The organism is Elongatibacter sediminis (genome assembly GCF_037892215.1).
In the GTDB taxonomy this organism is placed as follows: Bacteria; Pseudomonadota; Gammaproteobacteria; order Xanthomonadales; family SZUA-36; genus Elongatibacter; species Elongatibacter sediminis.
This window is the reverse complement of record NZ_JAZHOG010000014.1, coordinates 1-17,634: the sequence shown is the minus strand read 5'-3', so window position 1 is coordinate 17,634 and position 17,634 is coordinate 1. Positions and strand designations below refer to the sequence as shown.

Sequence of the window (17,634 nt, the reverse complement as noted above, 5' to 3'; positions counted from 1 at the left end):
CAGTCGCCGACTAAAAGCAGGCGCGTGGCGCACATTGTCAACACGCCTCGCCGAAGAGGCTGAAGCGGCGATGTTGCGCGGACCGTATTCGGTCCTCGACAAATCGGGTTGTGCGCCCAGCGGCGATCGTCATGACTACTGGAGCCCCTCGCCTTACTGGTGGCCCGATCCGGACTCGAAGTCCGGCCTTCCATATGTCAGACGGGACGGGCGCCGCGTTCCCGGGTCGAGGCTGTACGACGATCTCTGTGGGGAATTCGACCGAACGCGTCTGCAGCGTACTTTCGATGACGTAACCATCCTGGCTTTGGCCTGGGAGCATTTTGGAGAAGAGCGATACGCTGACCATGCGGCTCGTTCGATTCGAAGCTGGTTTCTCGACCCGCGTTCCGCCATGAATCCCAGTCTTGAATACGCCCAGGTCAGACGGGGGCACAACCGGAACAAAGGGTTTTCCAGTGGCGTCATTGAAATGAAGGACCTGTACTATTTTCTGGATGCCGTGCGGGTCATCGTTCGATCCGGGGCCGTTTCGAAGCAAGAACATGCGCAATTCAGAAAATGGCTGGGGCAGTACCTGAAATGGCTGACCACCAGCACACAGGGCAAGAAAGAGTGCGCAACAGCCAATAACCACGGGACCTACTACGATTTGCAGATCGCCGCCATCGGGTCGTTTCTTGAGCGCCGGCGACTGGTCAAGAAGACCGTTCGACGCAGCCGGCGCCGGCTGGCGGAGCAATTCGACGCTCGAGGGCGGCAGGTCTACGAGATTCAGCGAACCCAGTCACTGAGCTATTGCAGCTTCAACATGCAGGGCTGGATTCACCTCGCCAGGCTGGCGGACGGGTTCGGCCTGGATCTATGGACAGTCGAAGGCGAGCATGGCCGGAGTATTCGACAGGGCATGCAATGGTTGCTGGATTACGTCGACAGGCCATGGCCATACACCCAGATTGATGCCTTCGATACACAGCGCTTTCATCCCATTGCCTACACCTTTCATACGATCTACGGGACATCCGCGGACACGGCGTGCGTCAGAGTTCCCGAGCTGGACTCCATTGAGCCGTTGTTTCACCCCGGTGACGGCATTCGCCCGTTCTGGCAGTTGTTTTATTGATGTTGCAATCCACGGCCATGCAGAACAGACCCATCGGCGTTTTCGAAGTCACGCTTAAGCTGCAGGATAATCCCTCGATCGACTTGCTGGTGGGTGCCCTACGTGAGCATCCGGACATCGGCGACGTCACGTTGGGCCTCAAACGCTTCTGGAGGGGATCAATCGAGGCCGACATCGCACATTTTCACTGGCCAGAGGTGTTGTTCAGCTGGAAGCCGCCGAACCCATCGCAACTGCGCCGACTCGTTCGGTGTCTGCAATCCGCGCGCCGCACGACCCGCCTGATCGCCACGGTTCACAATCGATTTCCCCACTACCGCGATTCAGAAATTTCACGTCAACTGTACGCCGCTGTTTATTCCCACATGGACGGAATCATCCATCGTGGCAGAAGTTCGCTGGACGAATGGACATCTACTTACCCGCAAACGGCTGATGTGCCCCACGCCATCATTCCAGCCGGAATGCCGGTCAATTTTCCCAATACCGTCAGCCGCCAGGCCGCTCGCCAACACTTTCGACTGGACAATTCCGGCGGCGTCTACCTGTCCTTCGGCGACATGCGGCACATTGAAGAAGGAGAGCAGGTTCTTGACGGCTTTCGGTTGATGAAACGGCGCGATGCCCGCTTGATGGTGATTTGCCGATCAGACAAAAAGACCCGCGCCCAGAGGTTTCGCCGCCACTGGTTCCGGGCCCGGGCAGCCATCGATTCAAGGGTCCGGTTTCGGGTAGGGCGGGTGCCTGCGGAGCAGGTTCAGTATTACGTCAATTCGGCTGACGTACTGGTGATTTCACGCATCCATGTGCTGAACTCAGCCAATCTGCAACTGGGTTTCACATTCGGCAAAGTCGTAGTCGGCCCGGACACCGGGGTTGTTGGAGAGATGCTGCGCGAAACAGGCAATCCTGTATACGCGCCGGGTAACCCGAAATCTTTGGCAGCGGCACTGGAACGTGCGTATGCGCTCAGCCAGGACGGCCACGGCGAACTCAATCGCACTTTTGCCCGGCAACACTGGAATTGGCCGCAGATCGCCCAACAACACGTCGATTTTTTCAATCAGGTACTTGAGCGCGGCCCCGCGCATGCCCTTACCGGGCAGTGATGCCCCAGGGATCAATCACCTCAACCGTGGCCGGTACTTCCATCCCCCGGTAGGCATGGTGGGGTACGCCAACGATCACGATATCGCAGCGGTCAATCAGCTCATCCAGTGCGACGAAATCTTCATCGTCTACGTACTCATCCGAGCAAAGCACGCGGGCACCGAGGCTCTGGAGACGTTCCAGCAGCGCATAGGAAAGTGAATGGCGCGTGTCGTCCGTGTCTGCCTTGAATGCCATGCCCAGTATCCCGATGATGACCTTGCCCACATCATGTCGTTGCCGCAATTCGTCGATCAGGAACCCGGGCATTCCCTCATTGATCGCCAACGCCGATCGACCAAGCGGGAAGCCATCACAGCCCAGCGCGTCAAGGTAAATGGTGTCCTTGAACAGACAGGGTCCGCCTGCAAATCCCGGCGACGGCAATCGCTTGATCCTGGTGTAACCCTCGGTCATGGCATGGCGAATCCGGTCGTAGTCCGCACCGCATTCGCGGGCCATCATGTAGAACTGGTTTGAAACGGCAAATTCGATATAACGCCAGGCGTTGGAAAACAACTTGGCCAGTTCAGCTTCCTCGACCGAGACCCGAATGACGCTGGGGGATACTTGCCTGAACAATTCCTCCGAAGCGCTGATCGCCGTCTCGCTCAAGCCTGCAACGATCTGGGGCAATTCTCTCAATTCACGGATGGAATGCCCCTGGGCAATTCGCTCCGGGCAGTAGGCGATGTGGGCGTCGTAGCCGCCATCGGCCAGCGCCTCGCTGAGCCGTCGCAGGACGCCTGTGGCGATGGTGCTTCGGATGATGATGATGTGCTCGTCATTCAGAAACGGAATGAGAGCGCAGATGGCTTCGATGAATTCCTGGGCGTCCGGCTTCAGCCCTTGATCCAGGGATGTACCGATGGTCACCACCACGTATCTGCTTGACGCCACAGCAGCGACATCCAGCGAAACCCACAGATTGCCGCTGCCCATCGTCTGTTCCATCAGCGCCTCGGCGCCGTGTTCGACAAATGGCATATCAAGGTTGTTGACTGCCGCGGCTTTATCGGCGTCTCTGTCCAGCAGGCATACGCGCAGTCCCGCTTGCGCCAGAGTGATTCCAAGCGGCAGGCCCACGCGGCCCAATCCGCCCACGATGGTTACATCGGGCGTGCGTGTGGCGGGCTGTTCAGCTTCTGATGGCACACGGAAATTTACCTTTTTTGGGAGACGGTTTCCACACCCGGGTTAACTCCATTTCCGCCTTCATCGAGGGCGAGGAGAATCCGTAAAACCTGGCCCCTTGAGGATGTGGCGATCCATTTTCCCCGCCGGTGCCTGAGGCCTGCGGGCTACCAGGGTCCTGACAGCATGAGCCCGCACCGGACGATGCGGCAGGTGAGGGAATCCAGCAGCTTGACCCATTCGTCCGGGTGGGGTCGGCGGGCGCGATGAAAACAGGCCTTGCTGCCTCTCGAAGGCTTTCGGGAACTTGAAGCATTCTCTCGACGCTGCATTGAAGTCGGCCAGGCACGCAGTGAAATTCCAAAAGCCATTGAACCTGAGGCTGTTGCGAAAACACTACTGGCCCTGCGGGTCGCAATTCGGGTACTCAGCCGGGGCGTGTAAACTGAAAAAGTCCTGCAAACCAATTGCAGACGAGGCCAAACGACTCATTGGCGTGGGACGCCTTCAATTAAAACCGTGTTAAACCACTAAATGGACAGTAGTGATGCGGCATCATTGTGGTCATCGACCAACCAGCAAGCACCGGCCTGCATGAATGCTGAAATAGTCCACAACTGCCCCGCTTGCTTGTCCGATGAACATCGGCAAGTGGCATTACCTGACTTGAACGTTTGCAAAAACTGTTCGCTCTATTTCAGAACCCCCCGACCAACCCAGGCTGCCATATTGAAATCCTATGAATCCGGTTTAACCTTTTCCCGATGGCAGGACGAGTTGCCGGCCCGAACGTTTTTATGGGAGAAAAGACTACAACTGATTCTCCGCCACATGCAGTCAGGAAACCTGCTGGATATTGGGACCGGCGACGGCTTTTTTCTGCAATTTGCCAAGCGCCACTTTGATACGCAGGCCACCGAAATATCAAAAACCGGCGTTCGACAGGCGCAAGCACACGGACACCGCGTTCACCATGGGCAATTGGCCGATTTTCCAGACCGTTATCAAAACTTCGATGTCATCACACTATGGCATGTTTTGGAACATGTACCGGCTCCACGGCTTCTAATGAAAGACATCAGGCACCGTCTGACGCCAAACGGAATTGTTGCGGTAGCCATACCCAATGAGTTAACGCCCATTCTGCGGGACCGCGTAAAACGCACCCGAAAATCCCCGGCCGAGCGACACTCGCTTGGCCAGTTGGCATTTGGGGAAGAAATACACCTGACACACTTTACGCCGGCTGTATTCAAAGCATTTCTCAGGCAACTCGGTTTCAGAATTCTTGATTTCGGAATTGATGATGTGCACGTCGATCGACCTGCACGCAAAGTTGCCAAATACCATATCAACCGTGCAATTAATGCAGCATGCAAAGTACATTTCGATAGCGCAATGTATGCCATTTGTTCGCCAGCGCCGCTGGCTGGATAATCTCGGATAGCGACATCGCAGTCGCGGCCTGAAACGGCACTGCCACCTGGACACGGCAGCGCGTTGCCACCCCGCCGATGCGGCGGAATGGCCAACTGCAGCGGGTCTTGCCGCGCTGGCATGCCGGCGTGGCTCAACTCAGCCTGGTTGCGCCGTCACGAAAAGGCCAGCCGCAATCGGTGCTTGCGCTGCAGGACTTCCTGCAACCCGGCTACCGACCCATGGCCTCCAGCGTCGTGAACACGACGATGGCCAGTCCGACCAGTGCGAAAATCACCCAGGCCGACACGGGCAGCGATCGATCCGCCCCACCCCGCGCCGCCCGGCGGCCGAGCAGGAAGCCGCATATGCAAAGCGGCACCGCCAGGATCAGACCCGCAACTTCTATGGACCACAGCGCCTGGTTCATCGGGGTTGGCGACACCGGAAAAACCCGGGTCAGATCCAGTCCGTAAACGGCCAGGTAGGAAAGGCCGGCCAGCACCGGCAGGGACGGATGCAACGGACGCCTCAGCGCCAGGAACCCCAGCAGCAGAGACCCCAGGCCGAGGACCGTCAGATACGCATTGAACAGGCCCAGTATCACCGGTTGGATGTGCGAGAAATCCCGTGTTTCCACGGGACCTCCCGGTGCCAGCGTGGCCAGCATCAGCCCGGAAACGATCAGCATCACCGCCACAGCGGGGCCGGGTTTCGCAGTGGGACGGGCCGGCGTCACACCCGGGTCCACCGGGACATTTCCTCGGCCGAGGGACACGGCGTTTCCTCCAGCACGAAGCTGGGAATGAAGGCGTTGACGAAAGGCACCGCCAACCACTCCAGTTCTTCGTAGTTGGGCCGAGCCTCGACACACACGGTCTCACCGGGATTGACCTTGACCCGCGTATCCGACGAAACGCTACCCTGCGCCCGGGCCCTGAACTGGTGAAATCCGCCTTTGACTTCAACGCGGGTGTACTCGTCTTCGTCGAGCTGCAGAAAGTAGTCGTCGCCGGTTCCAATGTAGGCGTCGGCCAGGGTCGCCTGCAGGCTGTGGGTGCGATAGAAAACCACGCTGCCAGATCCGGGGCCTCCGCCATGGGGTGCTTTTTCGGGGTTGGCGCTGACACAGGCGGTCAGCAGGCTGGAAACCAGCAGAACGGAAAATGGAAAGTTTTTCATGATGTGCTCCTCTCGGTCGTGTCTGTTCGTCGAACGGCGATGCCGCCGACCGGGGAGCAGTCTGGAGATGTCTGGAGCCGAGGTCGTCCGGGCGTGAGTATCCGTACCCGAATTCCCTGTAAATCAGGAATCAGGACCCCGCAGACTCAAGGCCGGAATCAATTCAAGTTCATGTTTCTAAAGGGTTTTACGGTACTGACCGGGTGTCTTCCCGGCATGCCGCCGGAAAGCCGTGTAAAACGCCGATTTGGAATTGAAGCCCGCGTCCAGCGCCAGGTCGAGCACGGTTTGATCGGGCTGTTTGCGCATCAGGGCCTTCACTTCCTCCACCCGGTGGGCGTTGATGTAATCGAAGAAATTCTGGCCGGCGTGCTGATTGATGGCCTGCGACAGATAGTTGCTGGAAATATTCATCCGAGCGGCCAACTGCGGCAGGGACAAACTGCCATCGAGGTAGGGTTTTTCACGGTGCATCAAGGCGTCGACCTCCCGCATCAGTTGTCCGCTCATTTCCGCGGAAAGGGCCGAATTGCGGTACTTCTGCTCGTGATCGCGAGACACGCTTTCCACGGTGCCGATGTCGGGACGGGCATCGGCCGGCACCGCGGCGAAGATGCGCGGCTGACGCAGTCCCAGGATGCTCATGCTGTAGATCAGCAGGACCATGCTGAGTCCCAGCGCGAAATCGAGCCCGGCGTCCAACGATTCTTCCAGGTTCAAAAATTCCGCCGCCAGCCAGATGAAATAGACGGCGAAGGTGCCCACCAGCAGATTGCGCAACCAGGACAGATTGACTTTTTCGCGATAGGAAAAGGTCTGCGGCAGGCGTTTCTGGTGTCGGCGAATCAGCCTCAGCGACAGCCCCAGGTAAACCGTGAGCTGCACCACGGTAACGACGAGTTCCGCATCGCCCAGCAGCAGTGCCCAGGCCCGCTGCAGAAACTGCGGGCCCGGCTGGTCATTGAGAATGGCGAACTGCGTGTCGCCGGGCAGCAACAACAACGGCCAGGTCACGGCGACGTGCAGCAGGGGCAAAGCGAAATGCCACCACTGCCGGCCACGCAACACGTAGCGGCCGGGCGTCGTCATCTCGCGCGTGTAGAAGTAAACCAGTACGCCGTACAGGAATTCCTTGGGCCACAGCAGCGTCCGCAACCCGATCAGGGATCGTTCCAGTCCGGTCAGTTCGATGAAGTAATCGACCAGCGCGGCGACGAATACCAGGGTATAGCAACCCAGGTACCGATTGGCGCGTGCCGACCCGGGCGAACGGGTCAGCAGCACGAAGGCCAGAAACAGGCCATGCGCGGCGCCGAGTAGATACAGCACGGGAATCAGGGAAAACGAAGGTGTCATACGGTTCCGCCAACGGTGCGCGCTTATTGTACCGATATGCCGCCGGAATCGAGACGATGGCACATTCGCCGGCTCGCGTCGCGGGTTCTATTCTCCCAGCTGCTCCGGTCCCGAGGCCGGATTCTTGTACTGGCTGCCCGTGCCCGCCCGGCTCGACCGGTCAAAACAGATAGCTCCCGGACCATCGATTGTCGACACGACGGCCAACTGGCACTCCATGATTGATCGAATATCCGTTGATTTCATCGTTTAAAGAAAGACCGATTTCACCTGAAACAATCGCTCCACGTCGGGTATATCGCGTTTGTCCGGCACGAACAGAATGATGTGATCGTCGGTTCTAATGACGGTTTCCGAGTTGATAAACAACAACGTACCTTCGCGCACGATGGCACCGATGGCAGTGCCGCTGGGCAGCGGCAGTTGCTTGGCTTTGCGGCCTACGACCCGCGACGAAGTCTTGTCGCCGTGGGCAATGATCTCAATAGCTTCCGCCGCGCCGCGGCGAAGCGAATGCACGGCCATGACATCGCCCTTGCGAATGTGCGCCAGGATCGCGCTGATCGTGAAGAGTGCCGGGGAGATGGCTATGTCCACGGCTCCACCCCGCAACAGATCGAGATAGTCTGGGTGATTGATGATCGACAGGGTTTTGCCGACCCCATAGCGCTTGGCCAGCATGGCGGCCAGTATATTCGTCTCATCATCATCGGTGACGGCACAAAAAACATCCGTATCACCCACCGCTTCATCCCGCAGCAACGATGCGTCAGTCGCGTCACCATTAAGCACAATACACTGGTACAACATGCGGGAAAGATCCCGGCAACGCTCGTAGTCACGCTCGACAATTTTAGCCAGGTGATTGTTTTCGATGCTGCGGGCCAGTCGCTCACCGACGCGGCCTCCGCCGACAATGATCACGCGCTTGGCTGGCTTGGAAGATCGACCGAATGCAGCGAGAACTGCCGGGATGTCGGGAGTGGCGGCGAGGAAGAATACCTCGTCGTCGTCTTCGATCACGGTGGCACCGCTGACGACAATCGCCTGATCATGGCGGTAGACGGCAACGATACGAGTCGCCACATTGGGTATTTTTTGGGACAGACTCCGAAGTTCATGACCGACCAATGGGCCACCGCTATGTGCCTTGACCGCAACCAACTGCACCAATCCGTCGGCGAAGTCCAGTATCTGTAGCGCCTCGGACTGTTCGATCAAATGTTTGATCGAATTGACCAGCAGCGTTTCTGGATTGATCAGAAAGTCAATGGGGACCGCCTCGTGCCCAAACAACTCGGAGTGTCGTTGATAGGAACTCGAGCGCACGCGAGCGAGGCGGGTCGGGATGTGAAACAGTGTGTAGGCGACCTGGCAGGCCACCATATTGGTCTCGTCGCTGTCGGTGACGGCCAGAATCAGTTCGGTATCTTCCGCCCCCGCACGAATCAACACATCGGGATGTGACGCATGTCCCAGAATGGTTTTCACATCCAGGCGCCCTTCCATATCCTGAAGCGTTTTTGGATCCTTGTCGATAATCGTGACATCGCTGCGCTCATGGGACAAAGCCCGCGCAACGGTCTTGCCAACCTGCCCCGCGCCCAATATGAGTATTTTCATAGTTTCGAATGTTATGGCCAGGCCCGGCTTCAGTGACGCCAGAAAGCGGGCAGAAAAAGAATCAGCAAGGTAAACACTTCCAATCGACCCACCAGCATTCCGGCAACGCCGAGCCACTTGACTGCCGGACTGACCTCGGCAAAGGTCGTCGCCACATCCCCCAGCCCGGGGCCAAGCAAGTTGACCGTAGCCATGACCGCTCCGAAAGCCGATTCGAGATCAAGGCCAACGGCCATATTTGCCCCCGTCAACACCAATATGGTCACAACGTAAAGGACGAAGAAGCCTTTGACCGAGTACAAGACCTTTTCTGACACGGGCTCCGCACCGAGATTCACCGTCAAGACAGCCTGGGGGTGAGCCAGATGAAACAGTTCCCGCACGGCGATTTTCGCCAGGAGCAAAACCCGCACCACTTTAATACCGCCGGCCGTCGAACCGACGCAGCCCCCGATGAAGGACAGCGTCACCAGCACCAGGGGAATGTGCAGCGGCCATTCAGCAAATGGTGCCGTAGCAAATCCTGTGCTGGTCAGGATGGAGGCAACCTGAAATGCGCCCTGACGAAATGAGCCCATGAATGTGTCATAGGTGCCGACAAAATAGAGACTGATGACAACCACCCCGGTACCCGCTGCGAAAATCATCAAGTAAGCCCGCATCTCAGGCTGGGTGTGATATGGCTGCATCGTCACCTGCCGCAAGGCCGCGAAATGCAATGCGAAATTGGTGGCCCCGGCCAACATGAAAAAGATGGCTATGGTCTCGATAATGGGGTCATCATAGAAACCCAGGCTTGCGTCGTGGGTTGAGAAACCGCCCGTGGCCACCGTCGAAAATGCGTGACCGACGGCATCGAAGAGATCCATTCCGGCGGCCCAGAATCCCAGCGCGCAGAACAAAGTCAACAAAAAGTAGATGAGCCAGAGGGCGCGGGCCGTCTGGGCAATGCGCGGGGTCATTTTGTCGTACTGTGCAATCCCGGACGCCTCAGCCTTGTACAGCTGCATGCCACCGACACCCAGTAGCGGCAGGATCGCGACGGCGAGAACGATGACCCCCATACCGCCCAGCCACTGGATTTGCTGCCGGTGATACAGGATCGAAGGAGGCAGCAAGTCCAGCTGGTGGATGACCGTGGCCCCGGTTGTTGTAAACCCCGAAACGGATTCGAAAATGGCGTCGGTGAAGTCAAGGTGGAGGCCCAGCATGAATGGCAACGACCCCACCATGCCGAGAATCAACCAGAAAAGCGTAACAACCAGAAACCCGTCCCTGATCGAAAGTTCACTTTTTTGATGCCTTCCTGGAAACCAAAGGAAAAGCCCGGTCAGCAGAGAAAGTACGAAAGACGTCATGAATATGCGCCATTCTCCGTCCTGGTAGGCCAAAGCGATGCCAATGGACGGCAGGAAACTCAGGCTGTACAGGATCAGCAAGGCTCCAAAAAGGTGCGTTATCATTCGCCAGTGCATTTCGGGGCCGCCTTTCCCGGGACGGTTGCGCCTTGTGAATTCCGATTACATCCGAATGCAAACCGGACTGGAACAAGGACGCCGATTCGTTGTGATGAGAGTGACTCGAAATTGATTACCCGTCGGTTTGGATTGTACCGCGATAGTGTCTAAAATGATGCATCATCCGTATTGGCGCTCCCTTCCATGGCATTGAAGTTCGAACCCGCGTGCCTGCATGCTGCAACGGGGGCAATTTTGCTGGCCGCCGCGGCCATTCTGTCTTCCTGCGACGGTACTCACCATGCGAGCGTCTACACGCCGATAGAATCACTCGTCTTCGCGGACCCCGTTCTTGGAGCCTGCGTTCGGGAACAGGCCTTGCACCAAGGTTGGAAAACGTCCGGAGAGATGACGCGATTGGAGTGCACAAACCCCGACGGCAGACCGATCAGGTCATTGGACGGCATCGAGAACCTGGTCAACCTGAGTATTCTCGATCTGGCACATAACGCATTGTCCGACGTTAGCGCGATCGCGCGACTGGACCATGTGACACAAATCGACCTCACCTACAACAGAATCAGAAACGTCGATTTGAGCCGTGTGCGTATGGTGATGAATTCGCTAAACCTGGACCATAACGAAATTTCCGACATCACCTTTCTGTCTCACCTGAAGCGCCTGGAGTATCTCTCCATCAGTCATAACCAGGTGAAAAACATTGAAACAATCGCCGAACTGGAAACCCTGAAATGGCTTAATTTGAGCCACAACGAAATTGAATCAGCGGAACCGCTGACCGTTCTCGCGGAACTGCGTGAGCTCGACCTGGCCTACAATCGAATAGCAACTGTTGACCCCCTGGCAAACATACGTCAGTTGGCCGTATTGCGGCTGGACGGAAATGGGCTCGAACAAGTGGATGCCCTGGCCGAACTTCCCGTACTCAAGGAACTGGATCTTGCGGAGAACCAACTGACTGACGTGTCGGCGCTTTCTGGTGCCATATCGCTGCAACGTCTGAATCTGAGTGACAATCGACTGGTTGACGTTCGATCGCTGGAAAACCTGGGTGCAATCCAGATGCTTAACGTTAAGGGCAACCCACTGGAGTGCATGGGGCTTGAGCACCTGAAAACCTCTCTCGGAGCGGACGTCATTGTTGCCTCACCATGCACCTCCGTCCCGGGGAGTTGAAGTGGAATTGATCGCCTGGATGAATAAACGGGGCGAAATCCGGACATCCTTGACGACAGGACAAACAATCCCCACCCGCTTTAACGTCGCTCAATAACACTGAGCCCAGACGTAGAGCGGCGCACAGAGCGGACGCTATGACATCACCGTGCGCCTACCGCGATGATGTCACCGGAATCCGGGGCGACTCTCTCGATCTGTATGCTATGCTTTTGATACACACCGCGCCCAACCTGGCCGCAGTGCTTAGCCAGCTTCTTAGGTTGGCCAGCCAGCCTGGCCAAGATGCAGACACCCCGAACTATGCTGAGAACCCTGATTGTCGACGATGAAGCACTCGCCCGCAGAGGCCTGCGTCACCGCCTGCAATCGGTCCGGGACGTGCATGTGATCGGCGAAGCGCGCAATGGGCGTGAAGCGCTGAAGGTGATTCAGGAGCACCAACCGGACCTGGTGTTTCTGGATATCCAGATGCCCGGAATGGATGGCTTCGATGTGTTGCGCGCGCTGGAGCCGGACAAACTCCCTTCCATCGTGTTCGTTACCGCCTTTGATGACTTCGCCATCAAAGCCTTCGAAGCGAACGCCGTCGACTACATCCTCAAACCGATCGAGGGCGAACGCCTGCTGGATGCCCTGCAGCGCGTGCGTGACCGGCAGGGTGCCCGCAAAGCCAGGAAGGAACGGAGGTCGCTGCTCAACCTGGTCAGCGAAATCGCCGGCGAACCCATTGACAGCGTTGCCGCGCTCGGCGACAAGGATCTCGACCGGCTCAAAAAAAAACCGGCGCGGCTGGCGATCAAGGACGGCGGCAAGACCACCTGGGTGAAACAGGAAGACATCGAATGGGTTGACGCGGCCGGCGATTACATGTGCGTGCACGCGAACGGCGAAACGCACATCATGCGCAAGACCATGAAGCAGCTCGAACAGGAGCTCGACCCCAAGCTGCTGCAGCGGGTTCATCGCTCCGCCATCGTCAACATCAAACACGTGCGCGAGATGCAGTCGCACATCAACGGCGAGTACTTTCTCACCCTCACCAGCGGGCACACCCTGAAGCTGTCGCGCACCTACAAGGACAAGCTCAAGTACTTCAGCTAGTCCGGGCGATAACGCATTCATGCAGCGAATCCCGTGCGCCCGGGCGAAAACGCGGGTGCAACCCATTCCGTGTTCCTTCGTTCTGGCGCTCGCGCCCGTCCGGTCGTCGCAGGCCATGACTATTCGCACAACTTCCGCGCCCGTTGACGCTCTAACATGCCGCAACCCTGAATCAGGACACCCTCACCGGACGGCCCCGTAACCCTGGGACCGCCGTCGGCGTCGAAATAACAAGGGCCGGTAACGGCCCCGACTGCGGGAGCGGACATGAGCATCACCGAGAAGGCGGTTTCGAACCCGGCGGGCGTCGCGGTGGCGGTTGCCATCATCGTGATGTTCGGCCTGTTCAGCGTCAGCTCGCTCCCGGTACAGCTTTTTCCCGACATCGCCCTTCCGCAGATGAGCGTGCAGGCCAACTGGCGCGCCGCGTCACCGCGCGAGGTCGAGTCGGAAATACTGGAACCGATGGAGGACGTGCTGCAGGGCCTGCCCGGCATGCAGACGCTGGAGGCCAACGCGTTCAACGGCGGTGCATGGATCAACATGCAGTTCAGCCTCGATACGAACATGCAGGAAACGCTGATGGACATCATCGGCCGGCTGAACCGCCTGCCGCCGCTGCCGGCCGACGCCGATCCACCGGTGGTTCAAATGGGTGGCCAGGGCACCGCCAACCAGGCGTTGACCTGGTTCTTCGTGCAGAAGCTGCCCGGCACGCCAGGCAAGGTCGATGACTACGCGCGGCAGGTCGAGGACATTCTCAAACCGCGCCTGGAGGCCGTAGACGGCGTGGCCAGCGTGGATATTCTGGCCGGCGCGGCCGAGGAACTGCAGATCACCATCGATCCCTACCGGGCCGCGGAATTCGGACTGCCGCTGACCGACGTGGCCTCAGTGGCCAGCCAGAGCAATGATGTTTCGGGCGGCTTCGTCAACGTGGGCCGTCGCCAGTACACCCTGCGCTTCGAGGGCCGCTACGATCCGGAGCAGTTGCGCAACCAGGTGCTGGAATGGCGCGACGGCCGACCGGTTCGGCTGGGTGACGTGGCGGAAATCGGGGTCGGCCGCGGGGAGCGCCGTGATCTCGTCATCCAGAATGGCAATCCCGCCATGGGGGTGCGCATCAACCGGCAGAACGGCGCCAACGTCCTGGAGGCGCTGACCCGGGTGAAAGCCGTTGTCGCCGAAGCCCGCGAAGGGCCTCTGGCCGAACTGGGCCTTGGCATCGAACAGTCCTTCGATGCCTCGGTGTTCATTCAGCGCGCGGTGCGCCTGGTGACCAACAACCTGCTGCTTGGCGTGCTGCTGGCCGTGGGTGTGCTGTGGTGGTTTCTGCGCGACACCCGCGCCACCCTGCTGATCGCCACCGCGATTCCGGTTTCCCTGCTCGCCACCTTCGTGGTGCTGCAGGTGACGGGCCGAACCCTCAACGTGATTTCACTGGCGGGGCTGGCTTTCGCCGTGGGCATGGTACTCGACGCCGCCATCGTGGTTTCCGAGAACATCGTGCGCATGCGCGAGCGGGGCGAGGTACCCTTTGTCGCCGCGCTCAAGGGCACCGCGCAGGTCAAGGGCGCGTTGATGGCCTCCACGGCCACCACCGTGGCCATCTTCCTGCCAGTGCTGTTTCTGGAGGACGTGGAAGGGCAGTTGTTCGCCGACCTGGCGCTGACCATCGCCATCGCCGTGGTCGCGTCCCTGTTCGTCGCCCTGACCATTCTGCCCGCGGTGGCCGGCAGTTGGCTCAAGGCACGACGGCTGACCCGCGACGACGCCCCGGTCTGGTCCTCGCGCCTGTCGGGGCTGCTGATGCGGGCGAGCAGCACCGGCAAACGCCGCGCGCTCATCATCACGGTTCTGGTCGCGGTACCCCTGGCCCTGAGCTGGGCCCTGTTTCCACAGCTCGACTACCTGCCGCCGGTAAAACGCGATGCCGTGGATGCCTTCGTGCAGATGCCCCCGGGATCCAACTGGGAAACCCGGGAAAACGAGATCGCGCCGATCCTGGTCGAACGCCTGGAGCCGTACATGTCCGGCGACAGGGAGCCGGCCCTGAAGAACTACTACATCTGGCTGTGGCGGGGCGGCGGCGGCACGGTCGGCGCCCGACTGCTGGACCAGTCCCGGGTCAAGGAACTGGAAGAGATCATGCGCAATGAGATCCTTGCGGGTATACCGGATTTCCGCGGCTTCGCGGCGCAAGGCAACCTGTTCGGCGGTTTCGGCGGCGGGCGCGACATCGCCGTGCACATGCAGGCCGTGAATGAACAGGCACTGGTCAGCGCCGCCGCCACCGGCCAGGAACGCCTGATGGCGGCATTCGAAGGCGCCAATGTCCAAGCATTTCCACCGCCCGAACTGGCCGAGCCGGAATTGCGCATCCTGCCCGACGACGCCCGCATCGCCGAGGCCGGCTGGAACCGCATCCAGGTCGCCAGCGTGGTGCGCATGCTGGGCAACGGGCTGTGGCTGGGCGAATACTTCAACGGTGAGAACCGGATGGACATCATCCTCAAGTCCGGTCACTGGGACACCCCCGAACAACTGGAGGCGACCCCGGTGATGACTCCTGCCGGCGGCGTGGTTCCCCTGGGCGAACTGGTCGGCGTACAACGCACGACGGGACCTGGCCAGATCCGTCGCGTGAATGGCCGGCGCACCGTGTCGCTGTCGGTGAGCCCACCCGAAAACGTATCCCTGGAAACCGCGATCACCACGATCCGGGAGCAGGTCGAACCGGATCTGCGCGACGCGCTGCCGGCGGACGGGTCCATCATCTATGGCGGTAGCGCCGACAGCCTGCGCGAGGCCATCGGAACGATGAGCCGCAATTTTGCGATGGCGCTGGCCATTCTGTTCCTGCTGATGGCCGGCCTGTTCCGCTCGCTGCGCGACAGCGCCATGGTGGTTCTGACCATACCGCTGGCCTGGGTCGGCGGCATCATTGCTCTGCAGGCACTGAACCTGGTCAGCTTCCAGCCGATGGACCTGCTGACCATGATCGGCTTCATCATTCTGCTGGGCCTGGTGGTCAACAACGCCATCCTGCTGGTCGACCGCACCCGCAGCGCGGAGCAGGAAGGCATGAGCCGCGACGAGGCCGTCGAGCACGCGTTGCAGGTACGCATGCGTCCCATTTTCATGAGCACGTTCACCAGTATTTTCGGCATGTTGCCGCTGGTGCTGCTGCCCGGCGAGGGCAGCGTCATCTACCGCGGCCTGGCCACCGCCATCGTTGGCGGCATGGCCTGCAGCCTGATCTTCACCCTGTTGATGTTGCCGAGTCTGCTGCGGCTGGGCGCGGGCAAACATGCCACGACGCAGTCCTCTGATGCCGGGGTGCCACCGCGCAACCTGGAATCGGTCGCCTGACGGAGGAACCGGATATGAAACGCCTGACCGCCTGGACTCTGCTTACCATCTTTTTGCCGTGCAGCCTGTTCGCGCAAGGTGCGCCGCCCGCGCCGGTGTCGGTGGAGTCCGCCCGCAAAGACCTGTTCTCCGCCACCCTGTGGGTACCGGGAACGGTCATCAGCCGCAACGATGCCCGGGTGGCCGCGGAGACCGACGGCCGCATCACCTGGGTCGCCGAACCCGGCAGCCGGATCGAGGCGGGTGAGGCTTTCGCACGCATCGACGATACCGATCTGAAACTCACTTTGGGAGACAATCAGGCACGGCTGGAAAGCCTGCGCGCCCAGAAGCGTTTCCAGGAAGCCAACCTGGAACGACTGCAGCGGCTGCAACGCAGCGACAATGCCGCTGCCAACCAGATCGACGAAGCCCAGTCCCAGCTCGACATGACCCTGCAGGAGATCCAGCGGGCCGACATCGCGGTGGCGCAGACCCGGCGCCGCATCGAACAAACCCGCGTGGCGGCCCCGTTCCCCGCCGTGGTGGTAGAACGGCTGGTTCAGGTGGGCGAGTTTGTCAGCCGGGGCACGCCGGTCGCCCGTATCGTCGACACCGATAACCGGGAAATCCGTGTGCAGGCGCCGCTGTCGGTCTCCCCGTATGTCCGGCCCGGTCTGGAGGTGTCCGTCGACCATGCCGGCAGTGAGTCCCTGAGTCCGGTGGCCCGGGTGATTCCGGTGGGCGACGAGCGTTCGCGCATGTTCGAGATCCGGGTGGCCGCCACCGACCCGGCGTGGGTGGTGGGAAGCCCGGTGCGGGTGGCCCTGCCCAACAGCGACCCACGCGAACTGGTTGCAATTCCACGCGATGCCCTGGTGCTGCGAGGCTCGGAAATGTTCGTCCTGAGGGTGACGTCCGAAAACACCGTCGAGAAGGTCATGGTCGACACCGGCATCGGCCTGGGTTCGATGGTCGAGGTGATCGGTGCCGTCGATGCCGGCGACCGTGTCGTGGTGCGGGGCGCGGAACGGCTGCGGCCCGGTCAGTCGGTAATTATCACGAATGCGGCTGAGACCAAGCTCACCAACAGTTGATGGTTCGATCAGGTAACGGGTGGGGCGCGCGATTTTCTCCCTGATCATCGTCTGACCCGCGCTCCTTTCCCGTCCTGGCGGCCCGCTGGCTGAATTCAGTCGGCGGGCCGTTTTGATTGCCAACCATCTCAATCTTTTCTGGGCCGTGGCTGTATCCGGGCAGTCGGGTTTGATCACCGGGCCTGAAAGTCTTCAGACGTTTCCGAAAGACAAACGCTGCGACACAATCGCTTCGAGGCTTTGGTGCAACAGCCTGGAGACGCTGCTGGTTTCGCGTCAGTTCAATTCTCCTTACCTGGAAGGCTCGTGGAGAAACGTGCCCTCGAGCAGGCAGGCGCTGCGGCACATTCCCCTCAGGGGACGGCGTTAACCCTTCCCTGGGGCCTTCGCGCCGCCGTCCTGGCGGCGAGACCCCTGAGGGGAACGCGCCGCATCACCTGCCTGG

General features: G+C 59.8%; 13 protein-coding genes. 7 read left to right on the top strand and 6 right to left on the bottom strand.

Going from position 1 to position 17,634, the window contains the following annotated elements; genetic code table 11:
• Positions 1–34 precede the first annotated feature (34 nt).
• Positions 35–1,123 (top strand): alginate lyase family protein, encoded by a 1,089-nt coding sequence (locus tag V3330_RS17495; RefSeq protein WP_354696743.1) that lies wholly within the window; start codon positions 35–37, stop codon positions 1,121–1,123.
• Complete coding sequence (locus V3330_RS17490; protein WP_354696742.1) at positions 1,123–2,232, top strand: glycosyltransferase family protein; 1,110 nt, start codon at positions 1,123–1,125, stop codon at positions 2,230–2,232. Before V3330_RS17495 ends, V3330_RS17490 begins: the two co-directional genes overlap by 1 nt.
• On the opposite strand, the gene V3330_RS17485 is transcribed toward V3330_RS17490, so the two are convergent.
• Entirely contained in the window at positions 2,219–3,376 is a 1,158-nt protein-coding gene (locus tag V3330_RS17485) for a nucleotide sugar dehydrogenase (RefSeq protein ID WP_354696741.1), read from the bottom strand. The genes V3330_RS17490 and V3330_RS17485 overlap by 14 nt on opposite strands.
• Positions 3,377–3,940: 564 nt before the next feature.
• Here V3330_RS17485 and V3330_RS17480 point away from each other — a divergent pair.
• Complete coding sequence (locus tag V3330_RS17480; RefSeq protein ID WP_354696740.1) at positions 3,941–4,843, top strand: class I SAM-dependent methyltransferase; 903 nt, start codon at positions 3,941–3,943, stop codon at positions 4,841–4,843.
• A gap of 211 nt (positions 4,844–5,054) precedes the next feature.
• On the opposite strand, the gene V3330_RS17475 is transcribed toward V3330_RS17480, so the two are convergent.
• The 5 genes from V3330_RS17475 to V3330_RS17455 all read right to left on the bottom strand — a co-directional run bounded on the left by V3330_RS17475 (position 5,055) and on the right by V3330_RS17455 (position 10,458).
• Entirely contained in the window at positions 5,055–5,600 is a 546-nt protein-coding gene (locus tag V3330_RS17475; protein ID WP_354696739.1) for a DUF8051 family protein, read from the bottom strand.
• Positions 5,558–6,004 (bottom strand): hypothetical protein, encoded by a 447-nt coding sequence (locus V3330_RS17470; RefSeq protein WP_354696738.1) that lies wholly within the window; start codon positions 6,002–6,004, stop codon positions 5,558–5,560. The genes V3330_RS17475 and V3330_RS17470 overlap by 43 nt, the downstream gene beginning before the upstream one ends.
• Before the next feature lie 177 nt (positions 6,005–6,181).
• A complete protein-coding gene (locus tag V3330_RS17465) occupies positions 6,182–7,360 on the bottom strand; it encodes an AraC family transcriptional regulator (RefSeq protein WP_354696737.1) in 1,179 nt (392 codons plus the stop codon).
• Between the two features lie 249 nt (positions 7,361–7,609).
• Positions 7,610–8,998, bottom strand: a complete 1,389-nt coding sequence (gene trkA / locus V3330_RS17460; RefSeq protein WP_354696833.1) for a Trk system potassium transporter TrkA — start codon at positions 8,996–8,998, stop codon at positions 7,610–7,612.
• Positions 8,999–9,012: 14 nt separating this feature from the next.
• The gene (locus V3330_RS17455) at positions 9,013–10,458 is read right to left on the bottom strand and encodes a TrkH family potassium uptake protein (protein WP_354696736.1); all 1,446 of its coding nucleotides are present in this window, start codon (positions 10,456–10,458) and stop codon (positions 9,013–9,015) included.
• A gap of 186 nt (positions 10,459–10,644) precedes the next feature.
• On the opposite strand from V3330_RS17455, the gene V3330_RS17450 reads away from it, so the two are divergent.
• The 4 genes from V3330_RS17450 (at position 10,645) to V3330_RS17435 (ending at position 17,189) form a co-directional block, all read left to right on the top strand.
• Positions 10,645–11,637 (top strand): leucine-rich repeat domain-containing protein, encoded by a 993-nt coding sequence (locus tag V3330_RS17450; protein ID WP_354696735.1) that lies wholly within the window; start codon positions 10,645–10,647, stop codon positions 11,635–11,637.
• A gap of 303 nt (positions 11,638–11,940) precedes the next feature.
• The gene (locus V3330_RS17445) at positions 11,941–12,741 is read left to right on the top strand and encodes a LytR/AlgR family response regulator transcription factor (RefSeq protein ID WP_354696734.1); all 801 of its coding nucleotides are present in this window, start codon (positions 11,941–11,943) and stop codon (positions 12,739–12,741) included.
• 267 nt (positions 12,742–13,008) lie between these two features.
• On the top strand, positions 13,009–16,113 hold the full coding sequence (locus tag V3330_RS17440) for an efflux RND transporter permease subunit (protein ID WP_354696733.1): 3,105 nt from the start codon (positions 13,009–13,011) through the stop codon (positions 16,111–16,113).
• A 14-nt stretch (positions 16,114–16,127) separates the two neighbouring features.
• Positions 16,128–17,189 carry an efflux RND transporter periplasmic adaptor subunit gene (locus V3330_RS17435; RefSeq protein ID WP_354696732.1) on the top strand — a complete coding sequence of 354 codons (1,062 nt, stop codon included), beginning with the start codon at positions 16,128–16,130 and terminating at the stop codon, positions 17,187–17,189.
• The last annotated feature ends 445 nt before the right edge of the window (positions 17,190–17,634 follow it).